The organism is Aeromonas sobria (assembly GCF_050266975.1).
Lineage (GTDB): Bacteria > Pseudomonadota > Gammaproteobacteria > Enterobacterales > Aeromonadaceae > Aeromonas > Aeromonas sobria_B.
The window spans coordinates 118,899-134,138 of the sequence record NZ_JBKISU010000009.1; the positions used below are offsets into that span (position 1 = coordinate 118,899).

Consider the following 15,240-nt stretch of genomic DNA (forward strand, 5'->3'; position numbering starts at 1 on the left):
GTGTTCTCTTATTCTTCTGAAAAATAATCGGTGTCCAGCGCCTTGATGGCGAAGACCTGACGAGTGGAGACACCCACATTGTGTTCAATCATCAGGGCAGTCAGGCGGGCGCCGTCGATCAGCACGATGCGCTTCTCAATCTCCCCCACATATTCTTGCGCCTCGCGGCTAAAGCCAGACGTGGTGATAAAGACCCCTTTCCGGGCTTTGTAGCGGTCGAGTGCCCCGGCGAAGGACTGGACCTCTGGACTGCCCACCGTCCTGTCGGTGTAGCGCTTGGCTTGCAGGTAGATGGAGTCGAGCCCCAGCTTGTCTTCCTTGATGATGCCATCGATCCCGCCATCGCTGCTGTAGCGGGTGGTATGGCTAGCTTCTTGAGCAGTGCCGCCGTATCCCATGGCGACCATCAGATCGACTACCAGCTGTTCAAAGAAGCGAGGGGAAAGCCCAAGGATCTCGGCCAGCAGATCATCTGCAAGGGAGCGATTGATGGCGGCCAGCGCCTGCTCAATCTGCTCTTGCGGGGTGCTGGCCTGATCGGGTTGTGGCTGCTCTCTCAGGGGCGCCACGATTTGCAGCGCATTGCCCGCACCTTCACTGGGCGCCTGGGTGAATGCAACAAACTCGCCGAACTGGGCAAGGTAGCGATTGTCGATAGGCTGGCCAGAAGTCAAAGCAGCTTTGCCACGAGCCGTGATCACGCAGATGCCCCGCTTGGGCTGGGCAATGAGCCCGGCTTTCACCAAGTAGGTCTTGGCCCAGCCGACCCGGCTGCGCAAGGTAGTTTGCCGACCACTTGGCAAGGCTTCGGCAAGCTGTTGCGGTGTGAAGGCATAATGCTGACAAACCCGCTCGAATACTTCCCGTAGGGGGCGGGGTATCCCATCGGTCAATACCTTGAGCACCACCGGCATCATGGCTTCATAGCTGGGCAGGGTTTCTTTCATCGGGCGACCAAATGGAGACAAAACAGGGGGTATCTTGCCACAGCGACATAGCTGGAGCCAGTTGGTGGCGAGGATCCTGGGCGCAGCTTAGAAAAAACAAAATAACAAAAACAAAGGGAAGGCCACGAATTGGCCTTCCCCACGACCGACCCACTTATCACGGACGAGTAGGTTGAGAAATGTTACCACAAGCGGATTGGTGGTCACGTCTTGCTGCCAGGATTGGCGTTCGTGCTCGTTGCAGGGTAAATGCAGATATAGATATATCCATGGCTGCCTAGGGTATCGGCTTCGCAGGTAAACCCACAGTGCTGGACGGTAATGCGTTGCTGGCGCTGGGCATCCAGTTCGCCTGTCAGCAATTTGGCCTCCAGTTCCTTGATGATGGTAGGGAAGGCGGCTTCCAGCTGGTCTATTGCCTCCTCTGCCCATTCGCCTACCAGTGAGGCGCGGTCTGACAAAAAGTGCAGGCGATGATGCTCCTGGATGAGGCGAGCGCCAAAGCGCGGTGTAACGGTGTGGGGCAAGCCCCACTGCGCAAAAATCCGCGTGGGCTGGTCTGGCGCTACAGGGTGTTGGTCGTTGGTGTGGGTGGTTGTCGTGGTCATGATTAGCGATACCTCAGGTGAATGTGGATGATGGTGCCGGGTACGTTGTGACGCTGGCGTAGTCTGGTCAGATGCTCTGGGAGGTCGGTCAGGCTTGCCAGTCGCCCTCGGTAGAGCCGGGAGAGATTGATGTAGTCGGGATGGCTCACTGTGATGGTCACCTGATGCCCCGGCTGCCAGCAGCCAAACAGGCGGGCTTTGGCTTCCTTGATGGTGGTGATGCCAGGGGCTGGTAAGGTCTGCCGGTTTCGCAGATGCAGTTTGTTGAGCTCGGGGGCATAGCGATGCACCTCGAGCCCCGTGATAAGACGGGTCATGTTCGGTGACTCCAATGATGCAAAGGGCCAGCCTGTGAGGGCTGGCCCTTTATGCTGTTTGTGGATGAGTGGGGCTGGGTGGTTGTGGCTGTTGATCGCTACCAGGTCGCGGTGGCTAGCCGTTGTAAAACAGGATGTAGTTCACGCCAGCCTGCTGGGCGGCAGTGAGCAAGGGTTGCAGCGCTGGCGGGATGGCATCGAACTCCATGGCCAGGTTCAAGGTGTACTCATAGGCGGAGTCATCCCTCACGCCGACATGTTCATGGGAGGCCATACGCTTGACCCATTGCCATTCTGGCACCAGGTCTGCGTCATCGTAATCGCCGATGATGGAACTCATGGCGACATCCAGCATCTTCATCACTGAGTGGCCTGTCAGTGGATTCGTTGCTGCAGGTAGGGGGTTGGTCATTGCATCGTTCCTTGTTGTCTGGGCCGTGTTGGGCGTTACATCTGATTGATAACCGACTTGCAATTGAGCCGGTCCAGCAGGTGCTGCGAGCCGTACTGGGCTACCAGTCGGTCTATGGCCATCTGGGCGCAGGCCGTTCTGCTGGGCTTATTCTCGGGTATTGCGTAACGAGCGGTAAGCCAGCCACCGAGCAGTGCAATGCGATAGCCACTCGGGATATGGGTGAGCGACGTACCGATGCCCCTCCCATGAATGAGGAACGGCACGGTCTGCCCGCCGATGTCGATATCGATGCGCTGGCCCTTGAGCTCGAAGGTGGTGAGCACGCCAGTTTGCGGATGTTTGCCGGGCACCTTGATGGTGATGTTCTTAGCCATTTCACACCTCCGGTTTGGCTTCGAAATGGTGGGTCACAACGCCCGCTTCCGGGTCGATGCTGATAAACGCCGGGGCTTGCGGGTGGTACTGGTAGAGCCGCGTCAGCTCGGCACGAAACGCCGCGACGTTCGGCGCAATCACATGACTGGTATCCCCCTCGGCGTAGGTAAAGGTCTCGAGCTTCTCCGTGTGAATCCAGATGCCGAAGTACCAGGCATCCTCCTCGGTGTCGTATTGCTGCCAGCCCTGAGCCAGCAGTGTTCTGTCGTAGTAGTAGCGGTCTGCCTGATGGCTACCTCGGTCGATGCGACAACCTGTCACGGTGAGCTCAAGCGGGATACGCCCTACCTTCAGAGCCTTCTTGACCCGGCGCAGCAACTTGAGGGCCTTGGCCCGGCTACGGCCATTACCGAGCGGGTACGGCTGTCTGGCACGCAATGCCAGGTGGGTCATTATCTTCGGCGCATTGTTGTGGTTGAGCTGACCGATGGCTGTGGTTATCTGCCAAGCGGTCAGGGTCTTGTAATCACGCAGGTCGTGCATGGTGGATTCCTTCAAATTCAAACAGCCCCTCAGTGTGAGGGGCTGTGTGGGATGGTGGGGAGGATTGTCTACAGCGATTGCTTGAGGCGGTTGATGTCTCGCTGATAGCGACGGCGGTGGCTGTGCCAAATCACCCGCTCGGCGGCAGCCTCCAGCAGCGCGGTGGTCACGGTGCGGGGCAGGACCAGATTTGCCCCGTCCCAGTTATCCAGGTCCAGCCCGCCGGAACGCTCCAGAGTTGCCAACTGCGTATCGAACTTGTGGGTCAGCTCCAGTGCGATGAACTCCTCGATATGAGCTCGGAGACTGGCGATAGCACTCTCAGGCGCCATTGGCGATGCCGTGGGCGTTGTCATGTATGGCTGCTCCAATCCGGCGCGTCGTTGCTGCCATGGTTAACGTAGGCACCGACTATCACCCGTTGCCACTCGCCGACTGGTTGACCCGCAGCATTACAGGTGCAGCGAAAGCGGGCGAAGTTAATCTCTCGTGGCAGGTGCTCACGCATATCGCGGGGACTGACAAAGAGCGTGGTCTTGTGCAGCACTGGGTTGGGTGCTACCAGCGGGCCGCCAATACGCCTTCCCTCCACATCATGGGCATAGGCAAAGCCCGGCAGCATCAACTGCTGGCTGATGAGCTTGGCAAGTGCTGGATGGGCACACATGGCCTCCGCTACGGCGGCCTGGCTAAAGCTGTCCTTGAATTCGATCATGGGTGTTTCTCTCTTTCTGCAGGCGCACGGTAAGCCGCTGCCAACAGCGCAAATTGTTCGACCAGGTAACTGATACTGATGCCAAGCTCATCGCTGACCCCATCACCCAGACGGTGATGCAGGTGTGCCATGTCATCGGCGATGCGTTGGGCTATCTGGGCTGTACCGTCCGGTGGTGAAGTCGTCATGGTCAGGGTGATGGAAAGGTTCATCACATCTCTCCCCAAGGGGCTTGTTCCCACAGTGACAACCGGGTCAGCACATCTTGCGCCAGCGCTTGCTGCAACTGCTGTATCACCTTCACCAGCCGGGGAGCCTGCTCAGGGCTCCCGCTCCATTCGCTCGATTGGTACAGGGCGCAGCAGGTGAATTTGTACAGGGTTACCAGCTCGCTATCGGTGAGTGGTGCCTGATGGTAACGATGGAAAGGTTTAAGCGGGCTCAGCTTGGTAGAGCGGTGCTGGCGTGGTTCCTTGTGGTCTTGCTGACGCCCCAGCTGATAGCGATGCCAAACTGCACGCCGGTTGGCGAGCATCATCAGTCGCACTAACCGATCTACCCGCCACGTCCAGGTACTGGTCGTGTCTGCGGGCGCGAGCCACCAGAGGGTGCGCAGTAACTCAAGGGTGTAGTGCGGTGGCATCGGGGCATTGCAAAAGCGGTGCAACTGGACGGCAAAGGCAAGATAGTCCTTGCGATCGATCATGAAAGCAGACATGGGAATGACTCCTTGAAATGCAAAAGGCCACCTTTGATGAGGTGGCCTTGCTGGGGGATCGGAATATCCGGATCCTGGTGTTGGCGCGGATGATCCGGGTGATCGGGTGGAAACGTGATCGGCATGTTATTCGGCGATCGACGGTTCGTTATTGGTGATCTTGGCGTGTGTCGGGGTGAGCAGCATCAAACAGGATGGCGTAGAGCGCACAATCAATGCCGTTGACGGCGTCGTGGTGTGGGTAATAGGGCGGAGCGTCTCGGGAGCGCTCGAAGTAGTCGCCAAAACAACTGAGGCATTCGCGTATCTCGACGGTGGAGCCGTGCAGCAAGGACTCTTTAAGCTGGCTGGCATAAACCTTGTCATCACGGGCCTTGGTGACGGCCTTTTCCAGCAACGTCAGTGCTTCTTCGTTACTGGCGACTGCCAGGCCATGGCGTAGCTTCTCGAGCGTTTCCTCAAGGGAATAGGGATTGGGTAATCGCATCGTGCTTGTCTCTTCTGGGCACTGATTAGTGCCGCAACTGATGCAGCAGCGCATCAATGACCTCTATGCAGTCAGCCTGGGTGAGCAGGTAGCCGTTAGGCAGGTGGGCCACGATGGCGGGCTCTGCTTGCATCTCGACGTTGTCTGCAAGCCAGCAGCGCAGCTCGAGGAGGATATCGAGTGCGGTGAGGTGAGGTTTGCCTGGGGTTAGAGTCATAGTTGGCCTCTCTCGGCCAGCGAGACGACCCCCTCTGCACCGACCACCAGATGGTCAAGCAATCGCACATCGACCAGCGCCAAGGCCTCTTTGAGGGCTTGGGTAAAGACCCGGTCTGATTGACTGGGTTCCGGGTCACCGCTTGGGTGATTGTGAACCGCGATAATCGATGCACTGCAAAGCAGTATGGCCCGTTTGACCACTTCCCGTGGGTAGATGCTGGCGCTATCGAGGGTGCCACGAAACAGCTCCTCAAAGGCAATTACTCTGTGTTGGGAGTCAAGGAACAGTGCGCCAAACACTTCGTGCTCCCGGTTCTGCAGCAAGGTTTGCAGTCGCTCGGCGGCTTCTGTGGTACTGGTGATGGCGGTGCCTTTGGCAAGGCGCTTGCGGGCAATCTGATTGGCGATACGCAGCAGGTCTTGCTCGGTCACCGGTTCGGTAACGACATAAGTGCCGGGGCATTCCCCGGCTTTCAGTTTGTGGTAACGCATAGTGGTCTCCAGAAAAAGAAAGACCCCGGCATGCATGAAGCATGGCGGGGTCAAAGGTAGATAGGTTGTTGGTTCACTTTGAGGGATGTTCAGTTGCCCGTGGCTGCGGGGCCACTCTGTACCGGTATCAGTGCTCCGGGGACCTGCACGGTGAGGGGAATCGCGAGTGCAATGCTCAGCCGTTCCGCCAGTTGGTAGGCCGGTCCTATGGTGTCGTAGTCAGCTACCCAGGTGGCCAGTGCCAGCCTGCTGGCCTCCATGGCTCGCAGGTAGACGCTGTAGCCATGCACGGGTAGGCCACTGTCACGCACCACCTGCGTTTCCCCCTCTCGATTAATCGCTTCAAGCTCAACGGCTATCGGTTGTTTGGGCATCGTGCGCCTCCTCTTGGGGTAAGGGGGCACTTTCCACACGATAACCGTGATGAGTGTAGGTACGCTGCAGGTCAGCTAGGAAACTTGCCAACACACGGGGCTGCTCAGAGAGTGGCACCGGTCCAGCCTGACAGCGCCAGAAACAGCGACGCGCAGGGTCAACGCAGATTTCATCCACGGGCTGGCTCATGGTGCGCCAGTCCTCAGCATTGGTGAGGGAGAGCAGTTGCCACTGCATCCCAGCCCAGCGCAGATGCAGCGTGACGGTGCGGGCATGTGGGCTACCAGGAGTCAGGTGCAGCAACCAGCGCTCGCCCTGGCGAGTCGGCTGCAGTTTGGCTTTGGCCGCGACCAGCCCCAACCACTGGCGCGAGGTGTGGGAGAGCGGCAGTTCGTTAGTCATCGCACACCTCCTACTCCCCGCTGACTGTGACGGTGAAATACCCCAACTGGGCGTAGCTAATGAAATTGCGCTGCCACAGGGCGAACAGTTCGCGTGCTTCCACGCCGGGCAGTGGTCCCCAGCCCTGCAGATAGTGCTCGTCGCAAGAGAGGTTGAAGTCGAGCTCCTTGCAGAGCTCGGCATCCTGGCCCAGCCCCTGGTAACTGAAGTCGGTGATGTAATCGAAGACCCAGCCGTGTAATCCCCGAATAAGCCGCAGCTCTACCGGATGGAGGCCGCCCGCTTCGGCACTGTAGCCGGGGCTGCGAAAGTTGAAGGTCAGGGTCGAGAGGTCGGTGAGGTCGAGCAGTTGTTCCCGCACGGCGCTGCGCAGCAAGTCAGGCAGCTCGGGGGAAATTGGCAGGGCCATCCCTGCCAGGTGAAATGGCATGGTCATCATGGTGTGTCCTTTCGTATCGAATGTGGGGCCCGTCAATCCCTGAACCAGCGCCAGGCGCGGTAGAGGCCATAGGTGGCAGCCAAGGGGGCCGCCAGCGAGGTGGCCGAGCTCCCAAGCAGCGCACAGACTGCGGCGGTCACAGCGGTAGTTGCTGATGGGTTCAGTGCCGTGCTGGTGGCCATGCCAGGCAGGGCCGCAAGGGTGGGCTGCTGGGCCACGGTGCGAAGTGCCTGATGTGCGATACACCCCGTGGCAATGAGCTGGTCAATCTGCTTGCTGTAGTGAAAGCCCTCGATACACCAGAGCACAAAGTGCTCGCAGTTGTTAAAGAGCGTGCTGTAGTGCGCCTCTCCAAGGCGGGAGTAAGCACGGTCGATACTCTCCTCCCGGTTGAAAGCTCGTGCACTATGGGGCTGGATGCGATAACCATGCCCTTGGCTAAACTCAGCAAGCGTGGCGATAGCTATCTGACCAGAATGTATTCCGGCACTGACCCCCTGGTAGTGGATGACCTGATGGCCTCCTAGGTAGAGGCCGTGGTGCTGGTAGCCGGTGCGGGGGGAGACGAGGTGGTCCCCTAGTTGCGGTAATGGCATGGGCTGTTCCTTAAATAAAATGCGGCATAAAACAGAGGGCACCCGAAGGTGCCCTGATGGTGGTGAATGCGTAGAGGCTGGAGGTCAGGACTGCTTGCGCAGCGTCAGGCTGTTGGTATCCCATGCCCAGCGCTGGCGAGGATTACCGGGCAGGTCGAGGCTGAAACCGTTGGGTTCGGGGGTCAGCTTGCCTTCATCGCTACAGGTACCAAAGGGTTGTGAAAGCATGGTCAACGCACCCGTCTGGGCGACCGCCAGCTGATAGAGCACCGGGCATGCCACCCCGCCACTGTGCAGCTCAAACAAGACCGCCTGCCCGTTGGCCAGTGGCAATCGGTGCGTGAGCTCGATGGCGTCATATTCATCGGTGCGCAGCAGCACGTCATCCCCATAACGGATAACGATACTGTAATCGTCATTTTTCACGATGGTAAATGACGTGGTACTTGATGCAGCGGTCGCAGGTGCAAAGGAGGGTTCGAAGTAACGACTGCCATCTGAATAGGTCAGCATAAAACCGTTCAGTGCAACCGGCTGGCTGACTCTGGGGATGAGCGTTGGCTCATCTTCCTCCTGCGGCATCAACATGATGCGCTCCCCTTTCGGGGTCTCTATCCAAAACTGCATGCTGGCGAAATTGAGGGTCCCCTCGACGTTGGCCGGTACCCGCGTGGTGACGGTCGGCACAGTGAATTGAGGCGCAGCCCAGGTCGGTATAGCAAACAGCGATAACCATGTGCACCACAGTGCCAGTTTGATTTGTTCTGTCATGTCATTCTCCAGACGAATTATTCAATGGTGTAAGAGGCATTGCCCAGATTGGTGAAGAGGGTGACCTCCCTCAATCGGCACGGCTCGGTCATGACCAAGAGCCTGCGTTGGGTGTAATTGAGCTTGAGCGGGAAATAGGTCCCCCCAAGCTGACCACCGATGTCATTGCGCAGCATCACCCGGCATTTACTCTTGCCGCCATTGATCAGCACTTTTTGGATGGTGACTTGATCGTTGAGCGAGGTGACGAGGATCTGAGGTCGCCCGATAGCGGTGTATTCCACGTCTAGATTGAATTCTGGGCTATTAGCGGATGCTGTGTCGCAAGCGCTCAGCGATAGGCCGCAGGCCAGCAGTAAGGGATAAAGCAGTGTGCGATTCATGATCTCTCCAGGATAAAAATGGCAAAAGGATGCCTGACCGACGAGGCGAGCCTGTCGGGTAACGGGTGTAAACGTAATGGGTTAATGGTGGGGCTGGCTGATAGCCAAATGCCACCAAGGGGATGGCGTGAGGTTAGGTCGTGTCGAACTCCTTTCGATGTTGGGGTGACTATTTCAGTGAATTAGATCTAATGGGGTGATCCTCATCGCAAAGGGTCCTTAATGTCAACAAGAGTCCATAGTCAACTATCAGGGTTGACTGGAGGACTTATGACAAACATCAACTCTGAAGAGCTGGCCAAGAGCGTGGGCAAAGCGATTGGACGCCAACGCCAGCAGGCGGGGCTGACTCAGGATCAAGTGGCAGAGCACTTAAAGATTGGTATGGAAGCCGTCTCTCGGATGGAGCGAGGCCTCGTGGTGCCGACAGTCGTGCGGCTAGCACAATTGGCTCAGCTGTTTGGCTGTGAGCTCGCAGACTTCCTACGTGAGACCAGTAACCGCCCTACCGAGCAGGGCATTGTGCTCAGCCAGCAGTTGGCCCGGCTCGATACAGCTGACAGAGAACTGGTGCTGGAGGTGGTTGATAAGCTGGTGGCACGACTGGCCCCTTAATGGCTCAGAGAGCGCATCGATGACAGACTGATGTAGGTGCCAGGGCCGATAACTTGGGAGGCCGCAATGGCGCTCCCAAGCAGCTTCACAGCGATATGTGCTCGGTGTCTCCTGATGATATCTATCTGAGTTATCTTTCAATCAGACCTACAGAGCAATAACCGAGGTCTGCCAAGCCGAGATTGTGGCAATGGTGTCTCCATACGCCCGAAGGTCCGACGACCGGCTGGCAATACCGCCAATAGCTGCAAACCCAGCTTGGTCAGATAACCCAGTGCATTAATCAGCTTTATACGCTTGACTGTATCGCTGTAGTGAACCATCCCAATCCCATCAGTGCCCCATCGCTGATATTCCTCCCGCCTGATCTGACAATTGTAATAGCTCCCATTACTATCGGGCATGTCCTCCCACGCCTCACCCAGCGCTCTACCCAACGAGATATCTTGTTGGTGTACAGCCCCATTAAAAATGAACGTAATATGGATATGAAAGCGTCTATCAACACCGTACTCAAATTTCCAGATATACCCCACCAATGCAGAGTATTTTCTCTGTATTTCTCGAAGGTAAGAATTTCGGTCATCCGTCACGAGGTCTAACGTGAGCTGGTCGTAGTAGTCTTCGTGATAGCCGATATCCAATCGGATGACTAATAGTTTGGCATGCTGGTCGAATAGGCTATTGACATACGTCGATATGCTGCGCTGATTGCGGCTCTCAACGCGTTTGAGGTTCTTGAGGCGCTTACGGTGCGCCTGACTCTTAAAGTCCCATAGAAACGCATACAGCGCGTTATTGATATCCCTGGCTAATTCGTCACCGACATCACCATCGAGATATCGCTCATGGATGAGGTGCAATCCATAAACCTCTCGCATATGCGTTAGGAATAACTCTACCGTTGGATGCGCTGACGATACTTCCTCATGACAATAAAAATAATCACACACAGTATCCAACGCATTAAAGAGTTTGGTTGATAGCCTACGACCAATGCAAGTGATGCGTGACTTACCAGGGGCTGAATAAACAGCCCTGATAATAGGAAGCGTTGTATTTTGGAGCCGGTCTGTTAAGGATAGGATATCTAATAGTCTGATTGAGTTAAACATGATGGCCTCGCTTAGGCAGGAGTCACCCTACGCTGTGTGATAGACACACGCGTATATAGGGGCGATAGGTGGAATGGTATTGGCTAACTATGCTGGTGGTAGCATGACCACCACATGAGAGTGGTGTAATGGTATGCGATAGTAGTAAGGGTTATTGGTTGTATATGGGTGGCTGTACATAGCGTAGGGATAGTATTGAATAGAAGTGATATTAAATAATAAATATACCTAAACGCGATATGCCTACCTCACCTACGTAAATACCAAAAAACATATATAAGAAGGAATGGTCGTTTTCTTAACCCATTAGCCTATCAAGGCATGATTTATAACGCTGGAAGTTATGGAGCTCACTAGGAATGAAAAAAGTGCATTCAAGACTGGCTTCTACGAATAAGCCAGCTATCAACATCGTGCTCAAACCAGCCAATAGAGGACTGACCTATCTTGAAGGGTTTGGGGAATGTCTCGTCATAACGAGGAGACTTGGGATTAAGCCAGTCATAGATAGTAGACCTGGCCATGCCAATCTTGTTGATGAGGTCTTTGATGCGCAGGACTTTGATGGTGTTGTTCATTGTGTACTCCTGATGATGTAGTGGGTTGTTTCATCAGAAGAGCCCCGTAGTTTTTTTTTAGAGACACCACTCCATTCATATTCTTCAACCAGTAGCCTTCCTCAAGAAGAGCTCTATCGCGCCCCCCCCCCTCCTTTTTCTCAAAAGTTATCACTGATAAACCGCCTGAGGCTCGCCCAGCCTTGCCTCAGGCGATTTAAACGACAACAAACGGACAAAAAATAAGCTTGATAATGACAAAATATATGCTAGATTTGTGCTTAAAATTGACAGATTATGTACGGTGTACAGACATGGTAAAGATAAGCGACAATTCCCGCATCATTGATTTAGTTTTTTTCGACTTATTGCATTTAATTAGAAATGAGGAAAGCATTTACCTTTATATAAGTGATGATTCAAAGGCATTAAAAATTAAAGATGTGATAAGTTCATTGTTTAATGATTCGAAACATAATTTGCTGATTACATACATAAGAAAATATGGCATTGATATTGATGAAAAAGATCCAGATGGTATCTTTGATGTTCTAATGATGATTGCAAAAGGTAATATCATCCACATTGACCTCTTTACACCATTATTATTAGATGATCGTACTATTGACTTTACATGGAGCATTCTGAGACTCTACTCTTCTGCTAATTACTTGCGTCAGGGGCTAAATGATATGCCATTAGAGCTATCTCCACTTACGCATTACAACACTACTGATAACGATGGCCCATATGCAAGGCGAAATTATAAATCCCATGAGAGAAGACTAATGTTCAATATTCTCCATTTAAAAAACGAGAATATAAGAATAGAAGACCGTGCGGAGGATATTATCCATTTTTTTGACAGGTGGAATTGTTCAGAACAAACAAAAATAAATCAAATAAAGGTCATTGATAAACTTTTGGTTGAGCAAAGAAAATACAATGACATGGTTAATTGGTATAAAAAAAATAAAAACATGACAGAATGGGCATGGAATTATTTTAAAACACAGGTTTTCACTGGAACTATCCCATTGTGGGCAAATGAATATGAAGCCCCTAATTTCCTTGCTCGGCAACTTATAACCGCATGGGATCTACTCTGCTTAAACAGAGATCGACAAGCCTTAGTAATGCTTAAATTTAAAAATGCGGCATCACGACAAAAAACAAGAATAAAGAGAGAAACCATCAAACCATCTTCATTTTATCTTAGTCAAGACACAAATGAAAAACTAAACTCATTAGCAAACCATTATAAAACAACAAGGACGGCATTGATTGAAAAATTGATTTGTGATGCACATTATGAATAAACATATTACCAATGCCTATTTATTCTGAAATTTATTGACTGTCCTATTTTAGGAGGGAGGTACTGTGTTTTATGAAAATGATCTATCATTCATAAAGCACAGCCTTCTCCTCATAACAGTGATAATATAAAATCATGGTGGATTCATAGAGTCATAACGCTATGTGGTAAAAATATTTTTCTAGGTGCTTTATAGATGCACTACATTATCATTCTGTTGTTCTGATGGTCTTAATATCTCTCCCCACAACTCCAGAGCCATTTTTTGTTCCGGTAACCGAACCGTATGAACATAGTGAGCCATTACACCCGGTAGAGCATGACCTAAAATTTGTTCCACGACATGAGGGGCAATACCAGCCTCGTTTAGGCGTGTCGCTAAGCTCCTTCGCAGATCGTGCCATGTCCAAGGGGTGCGATGCCCGATCCGTTTCCAAATTCCCCTTCCCCACTGACTTACCGCTTCTGGTCGCTTGAGCTCCCCTAGCAAGTATGAAGATGACTGTGCGGCGGCGGCTTTCAGCAAAGCGTCTATCGTCGGTCGAATAAAACCAGGAATTGGTCTTACAATTTTATTACCTGTTTTTGAGTTGGACGCAGGAACTGTCCATGTACCTTCGACTAGATTCCATTCTTCGGGTGCTGATAGCCGAGCTTCTTGAGTTCTTGCGCCGAACGACAACAGAATCTTGGCCAAATTTCCGTAGTAGCAATATGGGCCTAGCTTTTCAGCCCAATCCCATAGTGTTTGCAGTTCTTCTAGCGTCAGCACCCTATCTCGCTTACTCGCTTTTTGCCCAACATCAGCGACGGTCAAATCGTCCAACGCATTACTCACAGCAAACTGCCTGACACGGCAAAACTTCAGAGCATGCTTACAATTTTGGAAACAATACCCACTAGCCACAGGTGCTACCTTCGAGTACTCGTCAAAGACGCTCAACCAGTGACGAGTATCACAATCTGACAAAGGAAGATCTCCGATACGGGGATAGACCCACTTCGCAAATTGCTGGCGATGCTTCTCACTGTTCGACCTTTTCTTATCGGCGTGATGGCAGAGCCAATACTCGAGTGCATCTTTAACCGTGACAGGCTTAAGCCTTTCATCTTTCCCGATCCGAGTCATCAAGGCGGGATCATTGCCCTCTTCCAACCAAGCTCGACATTGCGCCGCCTTTTTCCTAGCTTCGGAAAGCGACACCCCCCCCTCTTGGCCGGTATAGGAGCCCAGAGTCAGGTTTTTTGCCTTGCCTAAAATTCGATAGCGATACACGAAGCTGACTTTTCCGCTATTCCTCCACAGAACAGATAGCCCATCCCTGTCCGCAACCTTTCTGGGCGTATCATCATCGTGACCACGCAGCATTGCTTTGAGTTTTGAATCTGAAATTGCCATTTTGAACCCACACTTGAACCCACACCTGTCTTATATACCCTAAGATAACTTTAGACAAGAATTGGTATTTTAAAGATAAAAATCAGCCAGATAGACTAGATCCATGGGCAATATCAAACAGCATTAGACAGGTGGTGTGATAATACGGCATGAACTGATCCCGGTCATCCTGCTGCAGTGCAGACGAAGGCGTATCCCAGCGATGGGATACGCCTTTTTCTATGGCCGGTTTTCACTATGGATGAGAGTCACTCCACGGCCAGCTTGATGCCGAGCCCAACGAACAAGCCTCCCATCAGCCGATTGAGCCAGCGCCCGAACCTGGCAGGCAGACGCGCCTTGCGACTCGCATAGGCGGTCGAGAACGCCAACAGATGGCACCAGATCATTCCATTGAAGTTGAAGATACAGCCCAGCACGATGAAGGCCAGCGCCTTCTGCGGCGCATCGGGGGCGATGAATTGGGGAACAAAGGCGAGAAAGAACAGAGCAACCTTTGGGTTCAGCACATTGGTGAGCAACCCCTGCCGAAAGATCCGTCCATAGGAGAGCACTGGTAGCGACACCGCAGGCTCGCTCATGGCTGGGGATGTCGCACCTTGCCTGAGCAGGGAAATCCCCAGATAGACCAGATAGAGTGCCCCCATCAGCTTGATGACGACGAACAGCTCGGCCGAGGCGCTCAGCAGTGCAGACAGCCCCAGGGCCGCCGCCAGCACATGCACCATGGTACCCGTTCCTATGCCCAGCGCCGCCACCGAACCCGCCCGCCAGCCTTGCGAGCCACTGCGCAGCATGATGAGCAGGGAGTCCGGCCCCGGCATCATGTTCAACAACAAGCCAGATACAACAAACAACGCCAGATCGTGGATCCCCAACATAGACAACTCCTTGTGCATGAAAGAAACAGTCTATGGATCCTGCGGGGCTTGTCACTCCCGTTTCCGGCGATAGTGATTATCAACAAAGGGAATAACCGCAACGAACGGAGATGATAAATAGGGAGAAGTGCCGAAGGGGGCGGTGCGGGGGCGCAGCAGAACCCTGCTCCGGCGTTGGCTACAGCAAACGGAAAGAACGAACACATATCGCACAGGATCGTGTGGCAATCCAGTGCCGCGAGGAAAGCCGAGAAGGAGTAATGAATGGACCAGGCGTTCAGGAGCAAGGCATCGCCAGGCCATTGCAATCGGTCAGCTGAGTGTCAGGCAATAAAAAACCCCGCTCGATGAGCGGGGTTTTTCGTGTTGGCTGCCTGCCAAGAGCGTTCTGCTCTCGCATGGCCGACGACGCTGTCGCATCATCGTTAATTGGGTGCCTGGCAGTGTCCTACTCTCGCATGGCGAATGCCACACTACCATCGGCGCTACCGCGTTTCACTTCTGAGTTCGGCATGGGATCAGGTGGTTCCACGGCGCTATGGCCGCCAGGCAA

General features: G+C 53.5%; 25 protein-coding genes and 1 rRNA gene. 2 read left to right on the forward strand and 24 right to left on the reverse strand.

Annotation, left to right across the window (positions count from 1 at the left end; translation table 11 throughout):
• Positions 1-8 precede the first annotated feature (8 nt).
• The 19 genes from ACLHZ1_RS07275 to ACLHZ1_RS07365 form a co-directional block, all read right to left on the reverse strand.
• The gene (locus tag ACLHZ1_RS07275) at positions 9-947 is read right to left on the reverse strand and encodes a restriction endonuclease (protein WP_058395937.1); all 939 of its coding nucleotides are present in this window, start codon (positions 945-947) and stop codon (positions 9-11) included.
• A gap of 203 nt (positions 948-1,150) precedes the next feature.
• Positions 1,151-1,555, reverse strand: a complete 405-nt coding sequence (locus tag ACLHZ1_RS07280; protein WP_081045706.1) for a type IV toxin-antitoxin system YeeU family antitoxin — start codon at positions 1,553-1,555, stop codon at positions 1,151-1,153.
• A 2-nt stretch (positions 1,556-1,557) separates the two neighbouring features.
• Entirely contained in the window at positions 1,558-1,872 is a 315-nt protein-coding gene (locus ACLHZ1_RS07285) for a hypothetical protein (RefSeq protein ID WP_058395936.1), read from the reverse strand.
• Positions 1,873-1,987: 115 nt separating this feature from the next.
• A complete protein-coding gene (locus ACLHZ1_RS07290) occupies positions 1,988-2,284 on the reverse strand; it encodes a hypothetical protein (RefSeq protein ID WP_058395935.1) in 297 nt (98 codons plus the stop codon).
• A 35-nt stretch (positions 2,285-2,319) separates the two neighbouring features.
• A complete protein-coding gene (locus tag ACLHZ1_RS07295; RefSeq protein ID WP_058395934.1) occupies positions 2,320-2,661 on the reverse strand; it encodes a hypothetical protein in 342 nt (113 codons plus the stop codon).
• 1 nt (position 2,662) lies between these two features.
• Entirely contained in the window at positions 2,663-3,205 is a 543-nt protein-coding gene (locus ACLHZ1_RS07300) for a hypothetical protein (protein WP_058395933.1), read from the reverse strand.
• Between the two features lie 68 nt (positions 3,206-3,273).
• The gene (locus tag ACLHZ1_RS07305; protein ID WP_427261545.1) at positions 3,274-3,561 is read right to left on the reverse strand and encodes a hypothetical protein; all 288 of its coding nucleotides are present in this window, start codon (positions 3,559-3,561) and stop codon (positions 3,274-3,276) included.
• A complete protein-coding gene (locus ACLHZ1_RS07310; protein WP_058395931.1) occupies positions 3,558-3,920 on the reverse strand; it encodes a hypothetical protein in 363 nt (120 codons plus the stop codon). Before ACLHZ1_RS07310 ends, ACLHZ1_RS07305 begins: the two co-directional genes overlap by 4 nt.
• Positions 3,917-4,132: a hypothetical protein gene (locus ACLHZ1_RS07315; protein WP_058395930.1), complete on the reverse strand. Its 216-nt coding sequence runs from the start codon at positions 4,130-4,132 to the stop codon at positions 3,917-3,919. The genes ACLHZ1_RS07310 and ACLHZ1_RS07315 overlap by 4 nt, the downstream gene beginning before the upstream one ends.
• Positions 4,132-4,638, reverse strand: coding sequence for a hypothetical protein (locus ACLHZ1_RS07320; RefSeq protein WP_058395929.1), 507 nt, complete (start codon positions 4,636-4,638; stop codon positions 4,132-4,134). Before ACLHZ1_RS07320 ends, ACLHZ1_RS07315 begins: the two co-directional genes overlap by 1 nt.
• 148 nt (positions 4,639-4,786) lie before the next feature.
• Positions 4,787-5,125: a hypothetical protein gene (locus ACLHZ1_RS07325; RefSeq protein ID WP_239410892.1), complete on the reverse strand. Its 339-nt coding sequence runs from the start codon at positions 5,123-5,125 to the stop codon at positions 4,787-4,789.
• Positions 5,126-5,150: 25 nt separating this feature from the next.
• Positions 5,151-5,342 carry a hypothetical protein gene (locus ACLHZ1_RS07330; RefSeq protein WP_058395927.1) on the reverse strand — a complete coding sequence of 64 codons (192 nt, stop codon included), beginning with the start codon at positions 5,340-5,342 and terminating at the stop codon, positions 5,151-5,153.
• On the reverse strand, positions 5,339-5,836 hold the full coding sequence (gene radC, locus ACLHZ1_RS07335; RefSeq protein WP_058395926.1) for a RadC family protein: 498 nt from the start codon (positions 5,834-5,836) through the stop codon (positions 5,339-5,341). The genes ACLHZ1_RS07330 and radC overlap by 4 nt, the downstream gene beginning before the upstream one ends.
• A gap of 89 nt (positions 5,837-5,925) precedes the next feature.
• Positions 5,926-6,210: a hypothetical protein gene (locus ACLHZ1_RS07340; RefSeq protein ID WP_058395925.1), complete on the reverse strand. Its 285-nt coding sequence runs from the start codon at positions 6,208-6,210 to the stop codon at positions 5,926-5,928.
• Entirely contained in the window at positions 6,185-6,613 is a 429-nt protein-coding gene (locus tag ACLHZ1_RS07345) for a hypothetical protein (protein ID WP_058395924.1), read from the reverse strand. Before ACLHZ1_RS07345 ends, ACLHZ1_RS07340 begins: the two co-directional genes overlap by 26 nt.
• Before the next feature lie 10 nt (positions 6,614-6,623).
• Positions 6,624-7,049: a DUF2787 family protein gene (locus ACLHZ1_RS07350; protein ID WP_058395960.1), complete on the reverse strand. Its 426-nt coding sequence runs from the start codon at positions 7,047-7,049 to the stop codon at positions 6,624-6,626.
• Positions 7,050-7,084: 35 nt separating this feature from the next.
• Entirely contained in the window at positions 7,085-7,648 is a 564-nt protein-coding gene (locus ACLHZ1_RS07355) for a lecithin retinol acyltransferase family protein (RefSeq protein WP_058395923.1), read from the reverse strand.
• An 84-nt stretch (positions 7,649-7,732) separates the two neighbouring features.
• Positions 7,733-8,419, reverse strand: a complete 687-nt coding sequence (locus ACLHZ1_RS07360; RefSeq protein ID WP_239410890.1) for a hypothetical protein — start codon at positions 8,417-8,419, stop codon at positions 7,733-7,735.
• A 17-nt stretch (positions 8,420-8,436) separates the two neighbouring features.
• Positions 8,437-8,802 (reverse strand): hypothetical protein, encoded by a 366-nt coding sequence (locus tag ACLHZ1_RS07365; RefSeq protein WP_058395922.1) that lies wholly within the window; start codon positions 8,800-8,802, stop codon positions 8,437-8,439.
• Positions 8,803-9,072: 270 nt separating this feature from the next.
• Between ACLHZ1_RS07365 and ACLHZ1_RS07370 the strand changes: the two genes are divergently transcribed.
• Positions 9,073-9,417 (forward strand): helix-turn-helix domain-containing protein, encoded by a 345-nt coding sequence (locus ACLHZ1_RS07370; protein WP_058395921.1) that lies wholly within the window; start codon positions 9,073-9,075, stop codon positions 9,415-9,417.
• Between the two features lie 137 nt (positions 9,418-9,554).
• Here the strand turns inward: ACLHZ1_RS07370 and ACLHZ1_RS07375 are convergent, their stop codons facing one another.
• Together ACLHZ1_RS07375 and ACLHZ1_RS07380 are read right to left on the reverse strand one after the other, a co-directional pair.
• The gene (locus tag ACLHZ1_RS07375) at positions 9,555-10,532 is read right to left on the reverse strand and encodes a YagK/YfjJ domain-containing protein (RefSeq protein ID WP_239410888.1); all 978 of its coding nucleotides are present in this window, start codon (positions 10,530-10,532) and stop codon (positions 9,555-9,557) included.
• 374 nt (positions 10,533-10,906) lie between these two features.
• The gene (locus ACLHZ1_RS07380; protein ID WP_058395919.1) at positions 10,907-11,110 is read right to left on the reverse strand and encodes a helix-turn-helix transcriptional regulator; all 204 of its coding nucleotides are present in this window, start codon (positions 11,108-11,110) and stop codon (positions 10,907-10,909) included.
• A 293-nt stretch (positions 11,111-11,403) separates the two neighbouring features.
• Between ACLHZ1_RS07380 and ACLHZ1_RS07385 the strand changes: the two genes are divergently transcribed.
• Positions 11,404-12,408: a hypothetical protein gene (locus ACLHZ1_RS07385; protein WP_155601929.1), complete on the forward strand. Its 1,005-nt coding sequence runs from the start codon at positions 11,404-11,406 to the stop codon at positions 12,406-12,408.
• 189 nt (positions 12,409-12,597) lie between these two features.
• On the opposite strand, the gene ACLHZ1_RS07390 is transcribed toward ACLHZ1_RS07385, so the two are convergent.
• The 3 genes from ACLHZ1_RS07390 to rrf all read right to left on the reverse strand — a co-directional run bounded on the left by ACLHZ1_RS07390 (position 12,598) and on the right by rrf (position 15,237).
• Positions 12,598-13,806 (reverse strand): tyrosine-type recombinase/integrase, encoded by a 1,209-nt coding sequence (locus tag ACLHZ1_RS07390; protein ID WP_081045704.1) that lies wholly within the window; start codon positions 13,804-13,806, stop codon positions 12,598-12,600.
• A gap of 248 nt (positions 13,807-14,054) precedes the next feature.
• The gene (locus ACLHZ1_RS07395; RefSeq protein ID WP_427261546.1) at positions 14,055-14,687 is read right to left on the reverse strand and encodes a LysE family translocator; all 633 of its coding nucleotides are present in this window, start codon (positions 14,685-14,687) and stop codon (positions 14,055-14,057) included.
• A 435-nt stretch (positions 14,688-15,122) separates the two neighbouring features.
• Positions 15,123-15,237, reverse strand: a 5S ribosomal RNA gene (rrf, locus tag ACLHZ1_RS07400).
• Between the last annotated feature and the right edge of the window lie 3 nt (positions 15,238-15,240).